Origin of the sequence: Chryseobacterium wanjuense, from assembly GCF_900111495.1 — a bacterium.
GTDB lineage: Bacteria > Bacteroidota > Bacteroidia > Flavobacteriales > Weeksellaceae > Chryseobacterium > Chryseobacterium wanjuense.
Genome location: NZ_FOIU01000002.1, coordinates 787,505 through 806,986, shown reverse-complemented (window position 1 = coordinate 806,986; position 19,482 = coordinate 787,505). Strand labels below are relative to the sequence as shown.

Genomic DNA, 19,482 nt, shown 5'->3' with positions numbered 1-19,482 from the left:
ATTTCGAGGTGCAAATATAAGAATTATTTTCTAATTAGCTTACAATCAAACCCCTGTTTTTTTAATATTAAAATTTTAACTATGTCTTGAATAATTTTTCACCACAAAGTGATAATATTTCTGCCGGAATTTTCTATCTTCGTTTTCACCTAAAAATATTTAATATGAAAGTAAACTTTAAATTCCCCTTACTAGCGGGAGCACTTGCTGTATTCTCATTATCAGCATGTAATGACGATTCTATGGAAAATCCGGCACTGCCAGAACAGCAAACGGAAAACGCAAAAATCGATCAGCCGAATGCGCTGGAAAAAGTCTGTTATTACGTAGATCAGTACTGGAGTTCAAGCTCAGTTTTAACGACTTCTTTACAAAATTCCACAGACACCAATTTTATGAACTCTCAAATGACGAAAATTGCAAGCCTGTGGGGAAGAAGCAATCCTACCCTGAGATTTGTGAACGATCCATCGAATTTCAACTCTACGTACAATGCGATTTCGTATTCTACAGGGAAAATTTATTACGGTTATGCCATTTATTATGATGCAAAAAGCAAAGGCGGAGATATCGTTAATGCCATGATTCTTGCTCACGAATACGGACATCAGCTGCAGTACATTTTCGGATTACCTTCTGTAAGTGAATCGACTGCAAGACCAAACGAACTGGAAGCAGACGGTTTTGCAGGATATTATCTGAGAAGACCGAATGGGTACAATCAATCTAGCTTTGCACAAATTGCTGCCGCGTATGAATTTGCCCAAAGCATCGGAGATTATCAGACTACAAGTCCGGGACATCACGGAACGCCTCCACAAAGAAGGTCTGCAGTGCGTTTAGGATTTTTATTAGGTCAGTATGATCTTTCCGCATCTGCATTTGATTACAATTTCTTCTATTATTATCAGGGAGTGTTGAACGGAACTTACAAAATGGGAAAAAACTCTCAATATCCTGAAATTGACGCTTATATGAGTCAGTACATCGATGAACTGAAAAAAATCCAGAACGGGGAAATTTCTGCAGAAGAGTTTAAACAGCTTAAATAATAGCATTCATTTCTATCATATTTAAGAATGAGGTAAGCGATTTGTCTTACCTCTTTTTATTAATTTTATAGTATGGAAGATGGAAGCAGGATGCTGGAAGTGAATGACTGTGAAAATATTAAAATGATTTTAAAAACTTCCAGCATCCATCTCCCAGCTTCCAATCAATTTATTTCTTATTTTTGAAACATATTCCAAATAATGAAGAGAGACCTTTATATTGATTTCGCAAAAGGACTGGCAACACTTTCCATCATATTCATACACACGGCTTTCTGGTCGGGACAATTTTATATTCCGGCAGAGGTAAGGGTATTTTCTTTGGTTTTTGATGTTGCTCTATTCTATGCCCTGAGCGGAATTACATCCGGTTCCAATATTGAGAAGACCTTTTACAGACTTTTAAAGCTGCAGATCACCTATATGATTTTTGTGACTTTTCTGTTTTTTCTTGATTATTTCTTTAAAGTTCTCGGACTCAGCTTTTTCTCTCTGGAGTGGCTGCAACGTTTTTATTCAACTTTTGGTTCAAAATATACTACCGTAGGTATTTCCAGTGTCCCTCAATGGCAAAATTTAGGAAATTGGTACCTGCATCAATATACCAACGCAGATACTTTTCCTGTGGTAATGGGGAGTTTCTGGTATTTGAAAGTATATTTTATATTAACCGTTTTCGGAGTTTTAATTTTAAGATTTTTCCCAAAACACATCAATTGGTTTATTGGAATTTGCCTTGCATTGACTCTCATATTCAACATCTTCCCGGAAATTTATCCCACAGGACAGGTTGGGTATGTTGCTTTTTATTTATCCTTATTTTTAATTGCCAATAAAATGCGTGGCAAGACTATTCCGGCAAAAATAATTCCTCTGCTTTACGGAATCGTCGCAGCAGCCCTGATCTGGATGTTCTGGTATTATGGAAGCGAAATATTTTATAAAATCAATAAAAACAAATTCCCGCCGAAGGTTCCTTATATTATCTGGTCTTTGTTTTCATTGGTCACCCTTTTCGTTTTTTACAACAGATTAAAGGTTACAAAAGAAAATTTCGTCACCTACATTGGGAAAAACGCCATATTTTTCTACTTCGCACAAGGGATCAGCTCTTCTCTGGTCTATTTTTTAGTCGTTCCGTTGAAAGAGAAAATGTCCTGGTGGATTTTAATGATTTTAATTTATATCATTAATATCATTCTGGCTTTTATCATCTCAGGAGGATTGAAGAAAATCGACACTTTAGGTTGGAAAATCTTGGAGTTCCTGAGGATAAAAACCGCTGCAAAGTAAGGTTGTTAATCTTTTTTTCCGCCTCTCACTATTAATGCAATAATAATGATGAGAATAATGGCTCCACCAATAATATACATCGGATCTGCGTACCATTCTGTTGTGGTGGTGGTTTTTGTGCTGTTTTCTTTAGTAACAACTCCACCTGTTGTATCCTGAGCAAAAACTAATAGAGATGAAAGCATCGTGAAAGCAAGTGATAAGAAAATAGTCACTTTAGTTGTAAGCGTTTTAATTGGTTCCATTGTTAATATTTTTAATTGGTTATAATAGTAATATCAAAAAAAATACCAGCTTTTTGGAAAGTTTTAATAGAAATTGCATTTTAAAGCAAAATTTTAAACATAAATAAAACTTCTATCATATCGCAAATTATTTTAATTTTACAAAAAATTTTAAGTCATGTTCAAGTTGAAACTTCCTACCGATCCGAGGTGGGCAAATATTGCAGAGGGAAACATTGAAGAAATTTTAACGGATCACGCGTGGTGCGAGCAAAAAGCCGCTACCAATGCTATCGGATTGATTACCATGCTTCCCGAATATCCGGAAATCGTGACAGAGCTTCTTGCCATCGCGCAGGAGGAGCTTGAACATTTTAAGCAGGTGCATGAGATTATCAAGAAAAGAGGATACACTTTTGGGCGAACAAGAAAGGATGATTATGTCAACGAATTGGTAAATTTCATCCAGAAAGGAGGCAACAGAGATGATCTTATTGTTGATAAAATGCTTTTTGCAGCCATGATCGAAGCAAGAAGCTGCGAGAGATTCAAAGTGCTTACCGAAAACATTAAAGATGAAGAATTAAAGAATTTCTATAGAGAATTAATGATTTCCGAAGCCAATCATTACACCACTTTCATCAGTTTTGCAAGACAATTGGGAAATCCCGAAAAAGTAAATGCAAGATGGGAAGAATGGCTGGAATACGAAGCCAAAATCATCCAGTCTTACGGAAAAGGAGAAACAATACACGGATAAAAACAACGGAAATACACAGTGAAAAAACTGACTTTTGAAAATATCGCTAATTTTTTTCTGAAAAACTTTTTTCAGGGGTTGGTTATTATTGGTCCGATCGGGCTTACACTTTTTGTAATTTGGTATATTATTACCTCCATTGACAATATTATTCCGTCTGTTGCCAAGGAAATACCGGGATTGGTTTTTATCTCAACTATTTTAATTACAGCACTTTTAGGGTTTTTAGGAAATAAATTTGTAGTTGGAAGATTCTTCTTCGATACCATGGACAGTTTATTGGAAAAAACACCCGGAGTAAAACATATTTATACGCCTACAAAAGACGTAATGTCCTCATTTGTGGGTGATAAGAAAAAATTTAATGATCCTGTTTGGGTGAAAACCAATGAAAATCCCGAAATTTGGAGAATCGGATTTTTAACTCAAAAGGAGATGGCCGACGTTGAAAAGCACAATTACGTAGCCGTATATCTTCCTCATTCCTATGCCATCTCGGGCTGGGTGATCGTGACGGAAGAGAAAAACATCAAACCTGTAGTGGGTATGACTGCTGCTTCTGCAATGAAATTTGCGGTAAGTGGAGGTGTTGCCGGATTCCATTCCGATGATAATATTTTCAAAGCACCGGAATAATTTTCATTCTTTCAATACAATAACAACCCCATTCGGATATTATTGATTCTTAATAATTTAAATATTATGTTAAGCCCAAAATTTTACGTTTTGGATTCCGTTACATATATATTATTCCATTTGAAAAAAACTACTTTATTGGATTTATTAATTCAACAAACTAATAATAATACGATTTAAACAAAGAGGATGAGCAAAGTTGCAATCATAGGAGCAGGAGTTTCCGGATTGAGTATGGCCAATTATTTGGAAAAAAATAATATCGCCTACCACATCTACGAAAGAAGAACTCAAAACGACCTGAAAGGACACGGATTTATTCTTCCCAAAGAAGGAATCAAGCACCTTTCTAGCATCATTAATATTGATGATCTTTACGAAAAAGGGAGTTTCCTGAAAAAATATATTCATTACAGCCAAAACGGCGAAGTAATTTCCGAAAAAGACCTGGATGATGTTTTTGTGGTTTCCAGAAGTGCATTAATAGAAATTTTAGCTCAAGGGGTTCCTGCAGAAAAAATTTCTTACGAAAAAACTGTTAATTTCAATGGTTTTTCAAACGGAAAAGCCGACATCAGTCTTGACGGGAATACGCTCGATGCAGACGTTGTGATCGCTTCAGACGGATCGAGAAGCAGAATCAGACGAAATATTTTCCAGGACGAAATCATGAAAGCTGTGCTGGAAAATGAAGTGGTAAATATTATCGAAAATGAAGAACTTGCGAGCCAGATCGAAAGCAATTTTCTGAAATTCCATCACGAAAACGGCGGTCTTACTTTTGGAGTCCTCAAGCTTTCGTCTTCAAAAATCCTTTGGTATTGTCAGTTTGACATCACCAAATTCTTTATTAATGAAGATTATACGCCGGATTGTATCAGACAATTTATGCTAGATAATTTTGGTAACTGGAATCCGTTGATTTCTTCTATCATTGAAGGGTCAAGCTACGAAAATGCTCATATCTGGCGAGTGTACGAATTGGAAAAATTAAACCCTTTTCATCACGAAAACATAGTATTCATAGGCGATGCAGCGCATCCTTTGATTCCATTTACAAGCCAGGGTGTTACTTCTGCCCTGAAAGATTCTTTTACTTTAACCAATCTTTTGTTGGAAGGCAACGACCTTCAGGAAACCTTTGAAAAATATGAAGAGGAAAGAAAACCTGAGATCGAGATCCACATCAAAAACGGAAGAGCTTTATTAGAGCAATTCCTTTTACCCCTGAGCGAACAACCGAAAAATACCTTACCAATTTCTTATAAATAAAATGTTTACAAATACTAATATTAATTTCGAAGCCCTGAAAAGAAAAGCCTACAACGGCAGATGGGCAACCCTGGAAGACGGAATCATCCCTTTAACAGCCGCTGATCCGGATTTCAGAATGTCTTCTGAGATCGAGCAGGGAATTATAGAATACATCAAAGACGGCTACCTGAGCTACGGCCCGTTTTCCGGTATTCCTGAGTTTAAAAAAAGTGTTGCAGAACATTTTAATACAGAAAAAAAAGGAAACTTTACTCCTGAAAATGTATTGGCTGTGAACAGTGCCGCTCAAGGTATGTTTTTAATCGCCAAATATGTTTTAAATCCAGGGGATGAAGCCATTATTTTTGATCCGGTTGATTTCTTATTCAAGAAAACGGTAGAAGCCGTTGGCGGAAACATAAAATTGTGTGCCGTAGATTCAAAAACCGGAGATATCGATTTTGAAATGCTGGTTTCATTAATTTCTCCTAAAACCAAACTGATCAGCGTTTGCAACCCGCACAATCCCGTAGGAAGAGTATATTCTAAAGAAATTTTAAAGAAAATCTCCGAAATTGCGGCAGCTCATGATCTTTGGGTAATGAGTGACGAAATCTGGAGCGATATTGTTTACGACAAAAAGGAATTCAACACCTATTCTTCGGTTTCTGAGGAAGCAAAGAAGAAAAGTTTCACCGTGTTCGGTTTTTCCAAATCTTTTGGAATTGCCGGGTTAAGAATCGGTGCTGTTTTGTGTAATGACCAGGAACTTTTGGATGATTTTACTGAAAAATCTAATTTCAATTCTACGATTGAAGGGGTTTCTACCTTGTCTCAGATCGCCGCGAGCGTGGCCATTGACAAAGCAAAACCTTGGTTCAATGATTTCCTGACTCATTTACAGCACAACAGGGATCTCGCCCACAGCATGTTAAGTAATTCAGGAATTTTAACGCCTAATTTACCTGAAGCAACATTTGTAATTTTTCCTAAAATTGAAAACGGACTGTCGAGTGAAGAATTTGCTCAGCATGTTTTACAAAAAGGAAAAGTTGCCATTGTTCCGGGTTCTGAGAGATGGTTCGGAAAAGGTGCGGAAGGACACATCCGAATCTGTTTTTCGACTTCTCAGGAGTTGCTTACTGAAGGATTGCACAGAATTATCAATAGCTTTTAGTTAAAAATATTTTACCATATTTAATTTATAATTAAAATTTTACAAAAATTATGCTTTACATTTAATTTTATTATTATTTGATAAATAAATGTGATTTTTATTAAGGATTTAGAAATAAAATTTAATATTTTTGATCTAATCACCAACTTAAATATCAAATAATATATGAAGATTAAATACCTAAGTGTAATCTTCCTCAGCTCTTCTTCAATTTTGTATTCACAGGAAACAAAAGATACGATTTCCAATGAAAATAAGATTGAAGAAGTTGCTATTACGGGAAGCAGAAATAAAAAAAGAACCGTTGTCGATACACCCGTTCCCATTGATGTTATCGACATCAAACAAGTAAGCCAATCGACAGGCCAGGTAGAAGTGAACCAGCTTTTGCAGTTTTCAGCGCCTTCTTTTAATTCCAATAAACAATCCGGTTCGGATGGAGCAGATGCGGTAGATCCTGCAACTTTGAGAGGTCTTGGCCCTGATCAGACCTTATTGTTATTAAACGGAAAAAGATATCACCAATCTTCGTTAATCAATCTTTTCGGAACAAAAGGACGGGGAAATACCGGCTCCGACATGAATACCATTCCCATTGCAGCCATAAAAAGAATTGAAGTGCTCCGCGACGGCGCTTCTGCACAATACGGTTCGGACGCGATTGCAGGGGTTATTAATGTTGTTTTAAACGACAGAAATTCAGGCTTCGAAGGAAATGCTTTCTATGGAATGAATGTATTTAAAAGTCCAGGAAATAAAGATGTGGTTTCCGACCACAAAATCGATGGAATTACCTTTGATTTCAGCGGAAATTTAGGAACAAAAATAGGTTCAAAAGGGGGTTTTGGAAATTTTACCGTAGAATTCGTTAATAAAGATTATTCCATCAGAAATGCCAATCCTGAGATGTATGAAGCTCCCAGACAACGTTTTGGCGATGCAAAATCACAGAATTTTTATTTTTTCGGAAATATTGAAGTGCCTTTGTCGGATAATCTGAAATTGTATTCCAGACAGGGCTTTTCTCACAGAAATACAAACGCTTATGCGTGGACGAGAAGCGCAGATGCAGATGGAAATATTCCTGAAGTTTATCCTAATGGTTTTAATCCTCTTCAGGATACCAGCATTACCGATTTTACTTTCGATAATGGTTTAAAATTTAAGGTTGCAGACTGGGATGTCGATTTTTATAATGTTTTTGGAAGCAATAGATTTACGTATCAGATCAACAATACGATCAATGCAACGCTTGGAGTAAATTCACCGACAAGCTTCAATGCCGGCGGACATTCTTTGCTGCAAAACACAACAGGTTTTAATGCATCAAAACAATTTGAAGTTCTGGAAGGGTTAAATATTGCTTTCGGATCCGAATTCAGATATGAAAAATTTGAAATTATTAAAGGAGAAGAAGGTTCTTACACAATGTACGATGTAAACGGAAATGTTGTAACAGCCAGTACAGATCCAAGTTTATTGGTAATAAATCCATTAACTGGAGATGTAAGACCGGGTGGTTCTCAAGGTTTTCCGGGATACTCTCAGCAAGTCGATAAAAGCAGAAATAATTTAGCCGCCTACATTGATACCGAACTTGATATCACTAAAAAATGGATGATCAGTATCGCCGGAAGATTTGAAAATTACAACGATTTTGGAAGTACAATCAACGGGAAATTTGCCACACGATACAACTTTACTCCGCAGTTTGCCTTCAGAGGTTCGGTTTCTACCGGTTTCCGGGCGCCTTCTCTGGCTCAGAAATATTATAGTTTGCAGTTCACCAATTTTCAAGGCGGAGATTTGGTAACTATTCAATTAGCATCCAATGATAGTGATTTAGCAAGAAGAGTTGGTATTCCGCAACTAAAGCAGGAAACTTCTTTAAACGGAAGTGCAGGATTTACCTTTAATACCAGAAAATTCACCGCAACAGTCGATGGATATTACATCAGAGTAAAAGACAGAATTGTACTGACAGGGAATTTTTCAAGAGATGACCTTCCCGCTGACGTTCAGGCAGATTATCCCTACATCGATCAGGCGCAATTTTTTTCAAACGCGATTGATACCAGAACAAAAGGTGTTGACGTTATTTTAAGTTATAATGAAAACATCGGAAAAGGAAAGCTGACCGCGACATTGGCCGGAAATTATAACGACATGGAAATTACCGCCGTTCACACTTCCGAAAAGCTGAAAGGGAAAGAAGAAATTTATTTAAGTCCGAGAGAAAGAGGATTTATTTTAGCTTCTGCTCCTAAAACAAAGATTAATTTAAACCTCAACTATAAAATCAATAAATTCAACGCCAATCTTCAGTTGGTAAGATTTGATAAAGTTACATTGCTGGGATACGGCGGCGCAGATGATTTCCAGATTTACAATCCTAAAGTAACGGCAGATCTTTCTTTCGGTTACGAATTTACCAAAGGTCTTAGTTTAACGATTGGAAGTAAAAATTTATTCAACCGCTATCCGACCTTACAAAAAGCTCACGTTTCCGATGGGAATACAGAATCCGGAGGAATTTTTGATCCTGTACAGATGGGTTTTGCGGGAAGACAGGTTTTTGCGAGATTTAATTTTAAATTTTAATTAAAAGAGAAGTGTTTTGTTATTAACGCAAAGTTTTTTAACCTTCTTTTTTAATAATTTTTAAGGGAGCAAAGAGATGGAAAATAAATTTTCCTGATTAAGCAGTCGCTTCATCAAATCAGCTTTGTTGATTGTATCTTAGCTCACTCAATTTATTAAAAAAGAAGTATAAAAACTTTGCGTTTAAATAATTGATAATAAATTATTTCTTAGAAACTTTATACAGCTTTCCGCTGTCGGTCACGGCATACAGATTTCCATCCTGTCCGTTCAACACATCACGGAATCTTTCTTTCTGGTCTTCCAGCAATCGTTCTTCGCCGACTACTTTATTGTCTTTCATGACAATCCGGTTGATGTGCTCTCCGCTCAGACAGCCGATCATCAGATTTCCTTTCCATTCATCGATATTTCCGGTATAGAAGGTCACTCCGCTTGGCGAGATCACAGGATCCCAATAATAGACAGGCTGTTCTGTTCCTGTTTTTTGCGTTGTTCCGTTGTTTATTTTTTCCCCGGAATATTCAATTCCGTAAGTCACATCTCCCCAGCCGTAGTTTTTTCCGGGCTGGATGAGATTAATTTCATCTCCACCTCTCGGTCCCATTTCCACATCCCAAAGATTTCCGTTCGGGTCAATGGCCATTCCTTGGGGATTTCTTACTCCATAGGCATAAATTTCGGGTTTATATCCCGCTTTTCCTATAAATGGGTTTCCGGGAGCAGGCTTTCCGTCTTTGGTTATTTTTAAAATTTTACCTAAATAATTATCTGTTTTCTGGGCATACACTCTAGTGACCTTATCAGACCTTTCTCCCGTGCTTACAAATAAATTTCCGTCTTTGTCAAAAGCAAGTCTGCTTCCGTAATGCTTGTCGCCGTCATAGGAAGGTTCTGCCCGGAAGATCACTTTCACCTCTGAAATATTTTTTAAATCCGGAGCTAATTTTCCTTTTGCCACGGAAGTCAGATTTCCTTTTCCAAACGGCTCTGAAAAACTGAAATAAATAATATTATTGGCCTTAAAATCCGGATCAAGCGCTACATCCAGCATTCCGCCCTGCCCTTTTGAATCTACTTTAGGAAAGCCTTCAATTTTAGAAATTTGTTTTCCGTCTGCAGATACGACATTCATGTAGCCTCTTTTATCGGTAATTAAAAATCTTCCGTCGGGTAAGTTGATAATTCCCCACGGTTTTCCTAGATCTTTACTTAAAATTTCTACATTGTAAGGTGTTGTTGTTTTTACAGCCTTGATTCTCGTCTGCCCTGCAAAAGCCGGCTTATAATTAGAATTAGGTTCTTTTGTTTCTACGCTTCCGTCATTACCAACTTGTGCATTGGCATTGTTCTTCTCACAAGACAAAACTAAAAACAGACCTACAACAGGAATATAAAATCTATTGAATCTCATAATATTACGATTTGATGGTTTAAAAGTTGAATGGAAAAATAATGCCACAAAAAAAGCACTAAAAATGTAGTGCTTTTATTTTATTTATTTTTTAATTATTTTATGTTTAAAAGAAATTCCGTCTTCAAAGGTCACCTTCAAAATATAGGTTCCCGTCTGAAGTTCACTGATATCCGATTCTCCACCTTTAAAAGTTTTCACCAGTCTTCCGTCTACAGAATACATCTCCGTTTCCCGAATCTTTTTGGTACTTGAAATTTTAATAAAATTGGAAGCAGGATTTGGATAAATTTTCACGTCGGTTACCGTCATTTCTTTAACGCCTAAAACATTGGACGCTTCTCCCTGAAGATATACTGACAAAGGAAAATCTCCCTGTTGCCCCACAAACTGCGCATCCGGAACAGTAATGGTGAAAGTATGCAGACCCGGCTCCAGATTACCAACACTTATTTTTCTGATCGGGACAGAATTTCCGGGACACCAGTTGTTCCAGGAAGTCCACCAAGATGTAGATTGTGGAGAACTGCCATAAATTCCATTTCCCTGAGTATTGTACTGACGGAACGGTTCACATGAAATCCCTCCCGGCTTGTAAGTGAAAATCTGAACATCATTCAGGTAAACGTAATGTTGTCTTCGTACATACTCTTCACCTCCTGAATTGGCTCCGTGATTGGAAGTAATTAAATAAAAACTGGCATTATTAACGGTATTCGGTAATGTAAAATTCAGCATTCTTAAAGTGGTTCCCGGCTCATCTGTGGCATTATAGTTATTAAAACTTTTTAATGCAGCCATCGTGAGAAGAAAATTATTCACCGGTGGAATTGAAGAATTATTATCTGTAGTAAAACTTAAAGTTCCTTTGAAAGTATCAATTCTTCCTGCACATCCGGAAACCTGCGTCTGAGCAGCGTAAGGAACTCCTAAAACCGTAAATTCTATCCAGAAATCATACTGGCTGCGCAAATTCATATCTTTAAAAATCGCACCCAGATTATCAACCTGAAAAGTGTAGGGAACACTTGTCGGCGAAATATTTTTATTCATAAATGGTGTGACAAACCTTCCTATTTCCAGTTTTTTAACCAAATTCGTATCATAAGAACTTGCCCCTTTCGGCACCAATGCCAGTAAAACGTGGGCAAGACGGTCATAATTATCACACAAAGCGCCAATTGTAACATTCATGGTCACCTGATTTCCAAAAGAATCTAACTGGGCATCCGTCATTTTCTTGGTGTAGGTGCTGTTGCTAAGACGAACCGCATCTGTCGGTAAAGGTTGATTGACTGTCGCCGCATACATATCATAAAAAACAGCATCCTGATAGACCGTAACAACGCTCGGTGGTAAAGGATTTCCAACATTATTCTTTCCGAATAATGAAATAAAAAGACTTAAAAAAATTATAGAAAATAGATTTTGCTTCATATTGCTATTTTAAGATTAAAAGACAAATATAATTCAAAAACCAGCAAATAAAATACAACATTAACAAAAAAGGGCAATTATAATTATTAATTAATCAAAATTAAAAACTCATATTTTCTTTAAAACAAATCAAAAAGTTTTATTTAAGAAGATTTATCCGGAAAATAGAATCAAAATATTTTAATAATCTAAAAATCAATTAAAAACATTAACTGAGAATTTGGTAAGTTAAATCCTGTCGATGTCAGAAATTTCTTTCGTACTTTTGTTTATATAACATCACTTTTTTCTATGGAATTCAAACTTCAATCAGAATATAAACCAACCGGAGATCAGCCTCAAGCTATTGAAAAGCTTACCGAAGGGATTGAAATCGGGGAAAAATATCAAACCTTGTTGGGGGTAACGGGATCCGGAAAAACCTTTACCGTAGCCAATGTTATCCAGAATGTTCAAAAGCCGACATTGGTTTTGGCTCATAATAAAACTTTGGCGGCTCAGCTTTTCATGGAGTTTAAAGAATTTTTTCCGGAAAATGCAGTAGAATACTTTGTAAGTTATTACGACTATTACCAGCCGGAAGCCTACATCGCTACCACCGGAACTTATATTGAAAAAGATCTCAGCATCAACGAAGAAGTTGAAAAACTCAGGCTTTCTGCAACGGCAAGTTTACTTTCCGGAAGAAGAGACGTTTTGATTGTAGCCTCAGTTTCATGTATTTACGGTATCGGAAACCCGACAGAATTTCATAAATCATTAATTTCAGTTGGAATTGGCGAAAAAGTAACCAGAACTGCGCTTCTGCATTCTTTAGTTAATGCACTATATGCCAGAACTTTAAATGAATTTCAAAGAGGAACATTCCGGGTAAAGGGAGACGTGATTGATATTTTCCCCGCTTATGCAGATAATGCGGTGAGAATTCAGTTTTTCGGTGATGAAATTGAAAAAATTCAGAGTTTTGATCCGGTTTCAGGAAATGTAACTTCCAATTTTGAACAAATTCAAATCTATCCGGCCAACCTTTTCGTTACCTCAAAAGAAACATTGAACGGCGCCATCAGAGAAATTCAGGATGATATGGTAAAACAGGTGGATTTCTTTAATTCAATCGAAAAACCACTGGAAGCCAAAAGATTACAGGAAAGAACAGAGCTTGATCTGGAAATGATCAAAGAACTCGGTTACTGTTCGGGAATTGAGAACTATTCGAGATACTTAGACGGAAGATTACCGGGAAGCAGACCTTTCTGTTTAATTGATTATTTTCCGAAAGATTTTTTAATGGTAATTGACGAAAGTCACGTTACCGTTCCACAGGTTCATGCGATGTACGGAGGCGACCGAAGCAGAAAAGAATCTCTGGTGGAATACGGATTCCGGCTTCCTGCTGCTATGGACAACAGACCCTTGAAATTTGAAGAATTTGAAGCCATGCAGAATCAGGTAATTTATGTTTCTGCAACACCTGCCGATTACGAAATGGAGAAAACGGGCGGAAGTTATATTGAACAGATCATTCGTCCAACCGGGCTTCTGGATCCGGTTATCGAGATAAGACCGACTTTGAATCAGATTGATGATTTAATGGAAGAAATTCACAAAAGATCTGATGCAGATGAAAGGGTTTTGGTCACGACCCTGACAAAAAAAATGGCGGAAGAGCTTACAAAATATTTCACAAAATTCGGGATCAGAACAAGATATATCCATTCGGATGTAGAAACACTGGAACGTATTCAGATCATGCAGGATTTGCGTCTCGGTCTTTTTGATGTTTTAATTGGTGTCAACTTATTAAGAGAGGGATTGGATTTACCGGAAGTTTCTTTGGTTGCCATTCTCGACGCCGATAAGGAAGGGATGCTAAGAAGCAGAAGATCAATGATTCAGACGGTTGGTCGTGCGGCAAGAAACATTAACGGAAAAGCCATCATGTATGCCGATAGAATCACAAAATCGATGCAGGCAACCCTCGATGAAACAGAATATCGTCGCGCCAAACAGATAAAATACAACGAAGAACATGGAAAAGTTCCTCAGGCTTTAAATAAAAAAATTTCTGAAAGTCTGGTCGGAAGAACCAAAGATTTCCCTGATGAAAAATATACCCAGAAGGAAATTTTACAAAAAGTTGCCGAGGCAAAAGCCAATTACTCCAGTGAGGATATCGAAAAAGTAATTGCCCAAAAGCAAAAGGAAATGGAAGCCGCTGCAAAGAATCTCGATTTTATAAAAGCTGCAAAATTGAGGGATGAAATTTCTGCTTTAAAAGGATAATTCTAGGGCTTCTGCGGCCTCGTCTTCGACGAGGCCGCAGAAGCCTCACTATTTAATATTAATTCAATAAAAACTAAAATGAAAAGAGTAACAGGAATCGGAGGAATTTTCTTCAAATGTGCAGATCCGAAAGCATTAAAAGAATGGTATAAAACACATCTTGGCATTGACGTCAATGAATACGGAGCCACTTTCGACTGGAAAGAAATGGCAGAATCTAGCCCGAAAGGTTCTCTGACGTGGAGCCCGTCTCCTGAAACGACAAAATATTTTGAGCCTTCTACAAGGGAGTTTATGATTAATTATACCGTTGCAGACCTGGAAGCCTTAGTAACAGAATTAAAAAAAGAAGGTGTTGAAATTTTAGACGAAATTGCAGAATATGATTTCGGAAAATTCATTCACATCCTTGATCTTGAAGGAAATAAAATTGAGCTTTGGGAACCTAAATAGTTTAAAGTTTAAAAAAATTTCAGGAAATATTTCGGAAATTGTATATTTGGGTTTTAAACATAAATAATGAAAATATTTGATTCCCATTTCCACATTATCAATCCGAAATTCCCTCTTGTAGAGAACAACGGTTATCTTCCTCCTGAGTTTACAGTTGAAGATTACATCAACACTACCAAAAAATATAATATTCAAGGAGGAGCGGTTGTTTCAGGCTCTTTCCAGGCTTTTGACCAGGAATATTTGATGGATGCTCTTAAAACATTAGGAAATAATTTTTTCGGCGTTGCAAACATTCCGGCCAGCATTACAGACAAGGAACTCGAAGTACTGAACGATGCGAATGTCGTTGCTGTTCGTTTTAATGTTAAAAGAGGCGGCTCTGAAAAAATAGAGCATATAGAAAAGCTTTCCAACATTCTTTTTGATAAATTTGGATGGCATACCGAGCTGTATATTGACAGTAACGATTTAAAAGACTTAAAATCTGTTTTACAGAATATTCCTAAATTTTCGATTGATCATCTAGGCCTCTCGGAGAACGGGCTTGAAGACCTATATTTCTGGGTAGAAAAAGGGATAAAGGTAAAGGCAACCGGATTTGGAAGAATTGATTTTAATCCGATTCCTGTGATGAAAAAGATTTATGAGATCAATCCGAAAGCATTGATGTTCGGGACGGATTTACCATCAACACGCGCGAAAATTCCTTTCTCAGAAAAGGATGTGCAGCTAATTACCGACAATTTCTCTACCAATGAATTAGATCATATTTTTTATCAAAATGCTTTGGAATGGTATTCCAGAAAAGCTTGATGCATAGAAAATTCTAAAAATACAATTGCAGTCTACCTAAAATAGATTGCAATTTTTATTTGCTTTAATTTTCTATTTTAATTCTTTTATAATCATCACTATAAACAAATAGATAACGTTCAGTTTCAAATTCGCTCCAGACAAAGTTTCCTGCCATTTGAAGCTCTAAAATATTGACATAATATTTTAATTTACTATTGATTTCCTCATCGAAAAATGGAAGTTCGTCGGATAGTGCTATAAACTTTTTCACTTCTGCATCATGAATTTCAGCTGTAAGCAAAATAGCTTCTTCCAAAGTAATATTTTTTTCGTTTTTTATTATTGAAGGAAGATTATGTTCATCACCCAACATTTGTTCTTTACTTAACGAAAAAAGGTCGTTCGAAATACAAATAGCGTTACATGCAGCTTTCTCAAGCTCCTGAACCTTGTCATTCAATGTAACAAAGTCAGGTAAATAAACCTTTTCAATTGGCTGAATGAGAGAAAGTGTGATATTGGCGGCTCCCATATATCTTCTTTTTTCCAGATAAGTTTCTGTTGTTGGCAATTTTTTGCTTTCCGAATTTTGATACTCCAGAACAGCTGCAGCAAAGACACGTTCGATTTCTTTAACAAATGAAGCCAGCCATGCCGCATCCGCTATTGCTGTAAGCCGTGTCCAAACATCTTTTAAAGCTGAAAAAATCGGGTTTTCATCTATGAAACCTGGCTCTTCTTTCTGTTTAATAATTACTAAAAACCTTTCAATAAATTTCCTTAAAGCGGTCTCTTTCTCCAACCTCGATTGAATAAAAGGACTATCAATAAGATCATCAACCATAAATAAAAGAGTAATTAAATCATTCGCTACCGATAACCGATGATAATCTGTTCTGGGGTAAAATCTTGCCGTAAAATAACTATAATTATCACTATGGTATTTCACTATGCCTTCTTTAGAGAAAAGTTCAAAATTAATTACCCATTGATCCGAACTTTTTTTTAAAGCTTCCACATGTGGATTGATTTCAGAATCAAAAGGACAGTAAAGCCTTGGAATCATTAAGTTTTTCATGGTTAAAATTTTGAGTTGGTTAGTTTTTTTATTTAAAATTAAAGATTAAAATAATTTCGGCGGCCTTGTCTTTGACAAGGCCGCCGAAATGTTATACTAAAATTTGTAAATCTTTGTTTTGGGCTTTTCATAATTTACGACCCCTCCCCGAATCGGAATTAGCAGATCCATCAATCCATTTAATTTTATTTCGTAAATCGTTGATAACTGCATTCCCAATTTCCCTTTTGGCATCCCTTTTCGGTAAAACCATTCCAGGTAACTTATCGGAAGATCTGCCAGTACAGTCCCTTCATACTTCCCGAAAGGCATTTTTACAACACAGATTTCTTTTAATATTTCTGGGTTTATTCCGTCTTCCATTTTATACTATTAAATCAATTTTTTGTTCCAAATCACCATCACTGTCCGGTAATTTCAGTTCGGGTGGAGTATCATCATCGGCAAATTCATTTCTGTAGACCTGAATCAAAAGAAGTGTAAGAGAAATCAGAATCGGACCAAAAATAAGCCCCATAAAGCCGAATAAATTCATTCCCATAATAATCCCGAAAACAGTATTTAAAGGATGTACGTCTTCCAGTTTTTTAAGAAGGGTAAAACGTAGAAGATTATCCGTTAATCCCACTACAAATATACAATAAGCCGCCAGTCCGAGACCATGTCCTGTATCACCTTCCGCAATCATATAAATGCAAACAGGAGCATACACAAGCGCTGATCCTACGACAGGAATCATAGATGCGGCCGCCGTTAACGCAAACAGTAGAACCGGGCTTGGTGCGCCAAAAATAAAATATCCTATCAAAGCGACAAGACCTTGTCCCAAAGCGACAACGGGAATTCCGATCGCATTGGCCATTATTAATTTTCTCATTTTCTCTCCGATCAAAGAAACATTGGCTCTTTTTAAAGGCGCGGAGGATACCAAGATTCTTTCAAAAAATCGTGGCTTTTCCAGCATAAAATAGAGAATAAAATACATGGAAATAATTACAGTAAGTGTATTAAAAGTACTGCTAAGTGCCTTTGTTGAGACCTGTCCTACAGAATTCTTTAACTTGGTCATGTTTTCCTGACTCAAAATATCAAACCCTGTTTTAGAATAAATATAAGAATGTATTTTTTCCAGAAACACATTGAATTTGGTCATATAAACCTGTGCGTTTCCCAGTTTTTCAATTAAAAGATCTCCGATAAAATAAATCGGAAGAATAATGATAATCAAACTCGCAAGCATTAATAAGAGTGACGAAGCCCATGGTTTCCATTTCTTTTCTTCCTGCAGATAAAAATTATACTTCCGGCAAACGACATAGATTGTGATTGCTCCTAAAACGGATGGTATAAAAAGTGCAAGATTAAAACAGATTAAGCCCGTCAACACCAGGATAATAACAAGTAAAAATACCTGCTTTATTTTAACACTGCTTATTTGCTGATCTTTATTCATTATTTGTTAAACGTTATTTGTCTTGGTTTTCCCAGGAAGGCACAATATAGAGAATACATCACGACCATGATAAACGGAGCCGTAAGAATGATCCCAAATCCGCACAGGATAACTCCCGCAAAAGAAATTAAAATTCCTAAAACTGTCGTTCCTAAAAATGTTCCGTAATTTTCTTTAGCAATATTAAAAGTTTTTCCTAAAGCATCCATGGCCGTCGCATTTTCGAAAAGTAAGATCGGGTAGCCCAACATCAGTAAAGGATACACAAAAAATACCGGAATTACACAGAAAAATGCTGCTACAGAAGTAATAATCCCTGAAATAATACTATAAATCAAAATATTAACAAAATTCTGACGATATCCAATAAACAGATCAGAAAATTCAATCGGGTTTTTCGTGTTGTATTTATTCACCATAAAGATCAACCCTACATACAACGGAGCCAGTAAAAGCCCTAAAAGCCACGACAAAGAAATATATGACGTAAATCCGGGAGCCGCCCAGATATTGAAATCTGAAAAATCTCCGCCGTTACTTTTGATATCATCTGCGAATCCCGCGGAATTAAAACCGGTTAAAGCCTGTATTACAAATCCGCCAATTAGGTAAATAATCATCGCTACAAATGCATACAGGAAAACGCCTTTGTACATTTCGAAGGCATGAGAAATAATAGATCCCGTATTTCTTTCAGGTACGGAACCTTGTTGGTCAAATTCATTAAATTCTGACATGGTGCTATTTTTTTAATGTTGTTCTACCAAATTTAACTTTTTTTCAGTAAGAAAACATTAAACCCTGCCGAAATTTAACGTTTCTCTGAAAAAATAGTTTTATACAGGGAATAAATCATCGCATTCCAAAAAGGAAAAGTGAACAGACCGCCAATGAAAAATAAAGCAAACCCAATATATTTAAAGAAAATAGCCACAATCACACAAACAAAAATTTCAATGAAATACATTTTCAAAGCTTTAAAGTTCAAAGTAATAGCTTCAAAGATTCTTTTATCCATAAAAAACATCAGTGGCGCAACAAATACGGTAATACAAACCCATACGACCCCGAGAATAATAGTCTGAAAAGTATAGGCAAAAACAAAATACCAGAAAATATAATACCCGATATATTTAAAAAAATTAATTCCGTTGTATCCCACAAACAGATCACCAAGTGCAGGTTTCTCACCCAAATCAAATTTTCTGTAAATCTGATAAAAACCAAGATTCAGGGGATATAAAAAAATTGTAGCTCCCACCATCCACAAAGAAAAACTCTGAAACGATTCCGTTGCCAGCATTTTTTGAATTTCCGCCGTGTAAACCTGGATCCCGTCTTTTGCATATTTTGCCGTTTCCACATACTGGCTCATGATTCCGTATTTTGCATCACAGAAAAAGAATACCGTTAAAAGGATTCCAAAATATACGATGGAAAACATCAACTGAAAAATTAATGTCTTGTTCCAATAGAAAAATGCCTGCTTCAGTATAAAATCTAGTCCCGGTTTCTGTGGATATTTGTTCTGCATCAAAAAAATTTTGTGCAAAAGTAATCATCAATAAG

General features: G+C 36.4%; 18 protein-coding genes. 10 read left to right on the top strand and 8 right to left on the bottom strand.

Translation table 11 applies throughout. The annotated features are described in order from the left end of the window. The first annotated feature begins 164 nt into the window (after positions 1–164). Both BMX24_RS15470 and BMX24_RS15465 read left to right on the top strand, forming a co-directional pair. Complete coding sequence (locus BMX24_RS15470; RefSeq protein WP_089794269.1) at positions 165–1,052, top strand: neutral zinc metallopeptidase; 888 nt, start codon at positions 165–167, stop codon at positions 1,050–1,052. A 201-nt stretch (positions 1,053–1,253) separates the two neighbouring features. Then, positions 1,254–2,345 carry an acyltransferase family protein gene (locus BMX24_RS15465; RefSeq protein WP_089794267.1) on the top strand — a complete coding sequence of 364 codons (1,092 nt, stop codon included), beginning with the start codon at positions 1,254–1,256 and terminating at the stop codon, positions 2,343–2,345. 5 nt (positions 2,346–2,350) lie between these two features. Here BMX24_RS15465 and BMX24_RS15460 read toward each other — a convergent pair whose 3' ends face one another. Then, positions 2,351–2,590, bottom strand: coding sequence for a hypothetical protein (locus BMX24_RS15460; RefSeq protein ID WP_089794265.1), 240 nt, complete (start codon positions 2,588–2,590; stop codon positions 2,351–2,353). A gap of 157 nt (positions 2,591–2,747) precedes the next feature. Between BMX24_RS15460 and miaE the strand changes: the two genes are divergently transcribed. The 5 genes from miaE to BMX24_RS15435 all read left to right on the top strand — a co-directional run bounded on the left by miaE (position 2,748) and on the right by BMX24_RS15435 (position 8,997). Next, complete coding sequence (gene miaE, locus BMX24_RS15455; protein ID WP_089794263.1) at positions 2,748–3,329, top strand: MiaE family protein; 582 nt, start codon at positions 2,748–2,750, stop codon at positions 3,327–3,329. Between the two features lie 18 nt (positions 3,330–3,347). Beyond that, complete coding sequence (locus BMX24_RS15450; protein WP_089794261.1) at positions 3,348–3,965, top strand: DUF502 domain-containing protein; 618 nt, start codon at positions 3,348–3,350, stop codon at positions 3,963–3,965. A 189-nt stretch (positions 3,966–4,154) separates the two neighbouring features. Next, positions 4,155–5,237 (top strand): FAD-dependent oxidoreductase, encoded by a 1,083-nt coding sequence (locus tag BMX24_RS15445; RefSeq protein ID WP_089794260.1) that lies wholly within the window; start codon positions 4,155–4,157, stop codon positions 5,235–5,237. 1 nt (position 5,238) lies between these two features. Beyond that, entirely contained in the window at positions 5,239–6,396 is a 1,158-nt protein-coding gene (locus BMX24_RS15440) for a pyridoxal phosphate-dependent aminotransferase (RefSeq protein WP_089794258.1), read from the top strand. A gap of 165 nt (positions 6,397–6,561) precedes the next feature. Then, the gene (locus BMX24_RS15435) at positions 6,562–8,997 is read left to right on the top strand and encodes a TonB-dependent receptor plug domain-containing protein (protein WP_089794256.1); all 2,436 of its coding nucleotides are present in this window, start codon (positions 6,562–6,564) and stop codon (positions 8,995–8,997) included. 202 nt (positions 8,998–9,199) lie between these two features. Here BMX24_RS15435 and BMX24_RS15430 read toward each other — a convergent pair whose 3' ends face one another. Beyond that, positions 9,200–10,411: a PQQ-dependent sugar dehydrogenase gene (locus tag BMX24_RS15430; protein WP_089794254.1), complete on the bottom strand. Its 1,212-nt coding sequence runs from the start codon at positions 10,409–10,411 to the stop codon at positions 9,200–9,202. An 84-nt stretch (positions 10,412–10,495) separates the two neighbouring features. Further along, on the bottom strand, positions 10,496–11,848 hold the full coding sequence (locus tag BMX24_RS15425) for a peptide-N-glycosidase F-related protein (protein ID WP_089794252.1): 1,353 nt from the start codon (positions 11,846–11,848) through the stop codon (positions 10,496–10,498). 291 nt (positions 11,849–12,139) lie between these two features. Here BMX24_RS15425 and uvrB point away from each other — a divergent pair, with 291 nt between their 5' ends. From uvrB to BMX24_RS15410, 3 genes are all read left to right on the top strand, one after another. Further along, the gene (gene uvrB, locus BMX24_RS15420; RefSeq protein WP_089794250.1) at positions 12,140–14,131 is read left to right on the top strand and encodes an excinuclease ABC subunit UvrB; all 1,992 of its coding nucleotides are present in this window, start codon (positions 12,140–12,142) and stop codon (positions 14,129–14,131) included. A gap of 78 nt (positions 14,132–14,209) precedes the next feature. Beyond that, the gene (locus tag BMX24_RS15415; RefSeq protein WP_089794248.1) at positions 14,210–14,584 is read left to right on the top strand and encodes a VOC family protein; all 375 of its coding nucleotides are present in this window, start codon (positions 14,210–14,212) and stop codon (positions 14,582–14,584) included. 66 nt (positions 14,585–14,650) lie between these two features. Continuing rightward, a complete protein-coding gene (locus BMX24_RS15410; protein ID WP_089794246.1) occupies positions 14,651–15,400 on the top strand; it encodes an amidohydrolase family protein in 750 nt (249 codons plus the stop codon). Between the two features lie 64 nt (positions 15,401–15,464). Here the strand turns inward: BMX24_RS15410 and BMX24_RS15405 are convergent, their stop codons facing one another. From BMX24_RS15405 to BMX24_RS15385, 5 genes are all read right to left on the bottom strand, one after another. Next, on the bottom strand, positions 15,465–16,460 hold the full coding sequence (locus BMX24_RS15405; protein WP_089794244.1) for a terpene synthase family protein: 996 nt from the start codon (positions 16,458–16,460) through the stop codon (positions 15,465–15,467). Positions 16,461–16,556: 96 nt separating this feature from the next. Then, positions 16,557–16,811 carry a DUF3820 family protein gene (locus BMX24_RS15400; RefSeq protein WP_089794735.1) on the bottom strand — a complete coding sequence of 85 codons (255 nt, stop codon included), beginning with the start codon at positions 16,809–16,811 and terminating at the stop codon, positions 16,557–16,559. A 13-nt stretch (positions 16,812–16,824) separates the two neighbouring features. Then, positions 16,825–17,913, bottom strand: coding sequence for an AI-2E family transporter (locus BMX24_RS15395; protein ID WP_089794242.1), 1,089 nt, complete (start codon positions 17,911–17,913; stop codon positions 16,825–16,827). Further along, the gene (locus BMX24_RS15390; RefSeq protein WP_089794240.1) at positions 17,913–18,650 is read right to left on the bottom strand and encodes a beta-carotene 15,15'-monooxygenase; all 738 of its coding nucleotides are present in this window, start codon (positions 18,648–18,650) and stop codon (positions 17,913–17,915) included. The genes BMX24_RS15395 and BMX24_RS15390 overlap by 1 nt, the downstream gene beginning before the upstream one ends. Before the next feature lie 74 nt (positions 18,651–18,724). Further along, positions 18,725–19,447, bottom strand: coding sequence for a hypothetical protein (locus BMX24_RS15385; protein ID WP_089794238.1), 723 nt, complete (start codon positions 19,445–19,447; stop codon positions 18,725–18,727). Positions 19,448–19,482 lie beyond the last annotated feature (35 nt).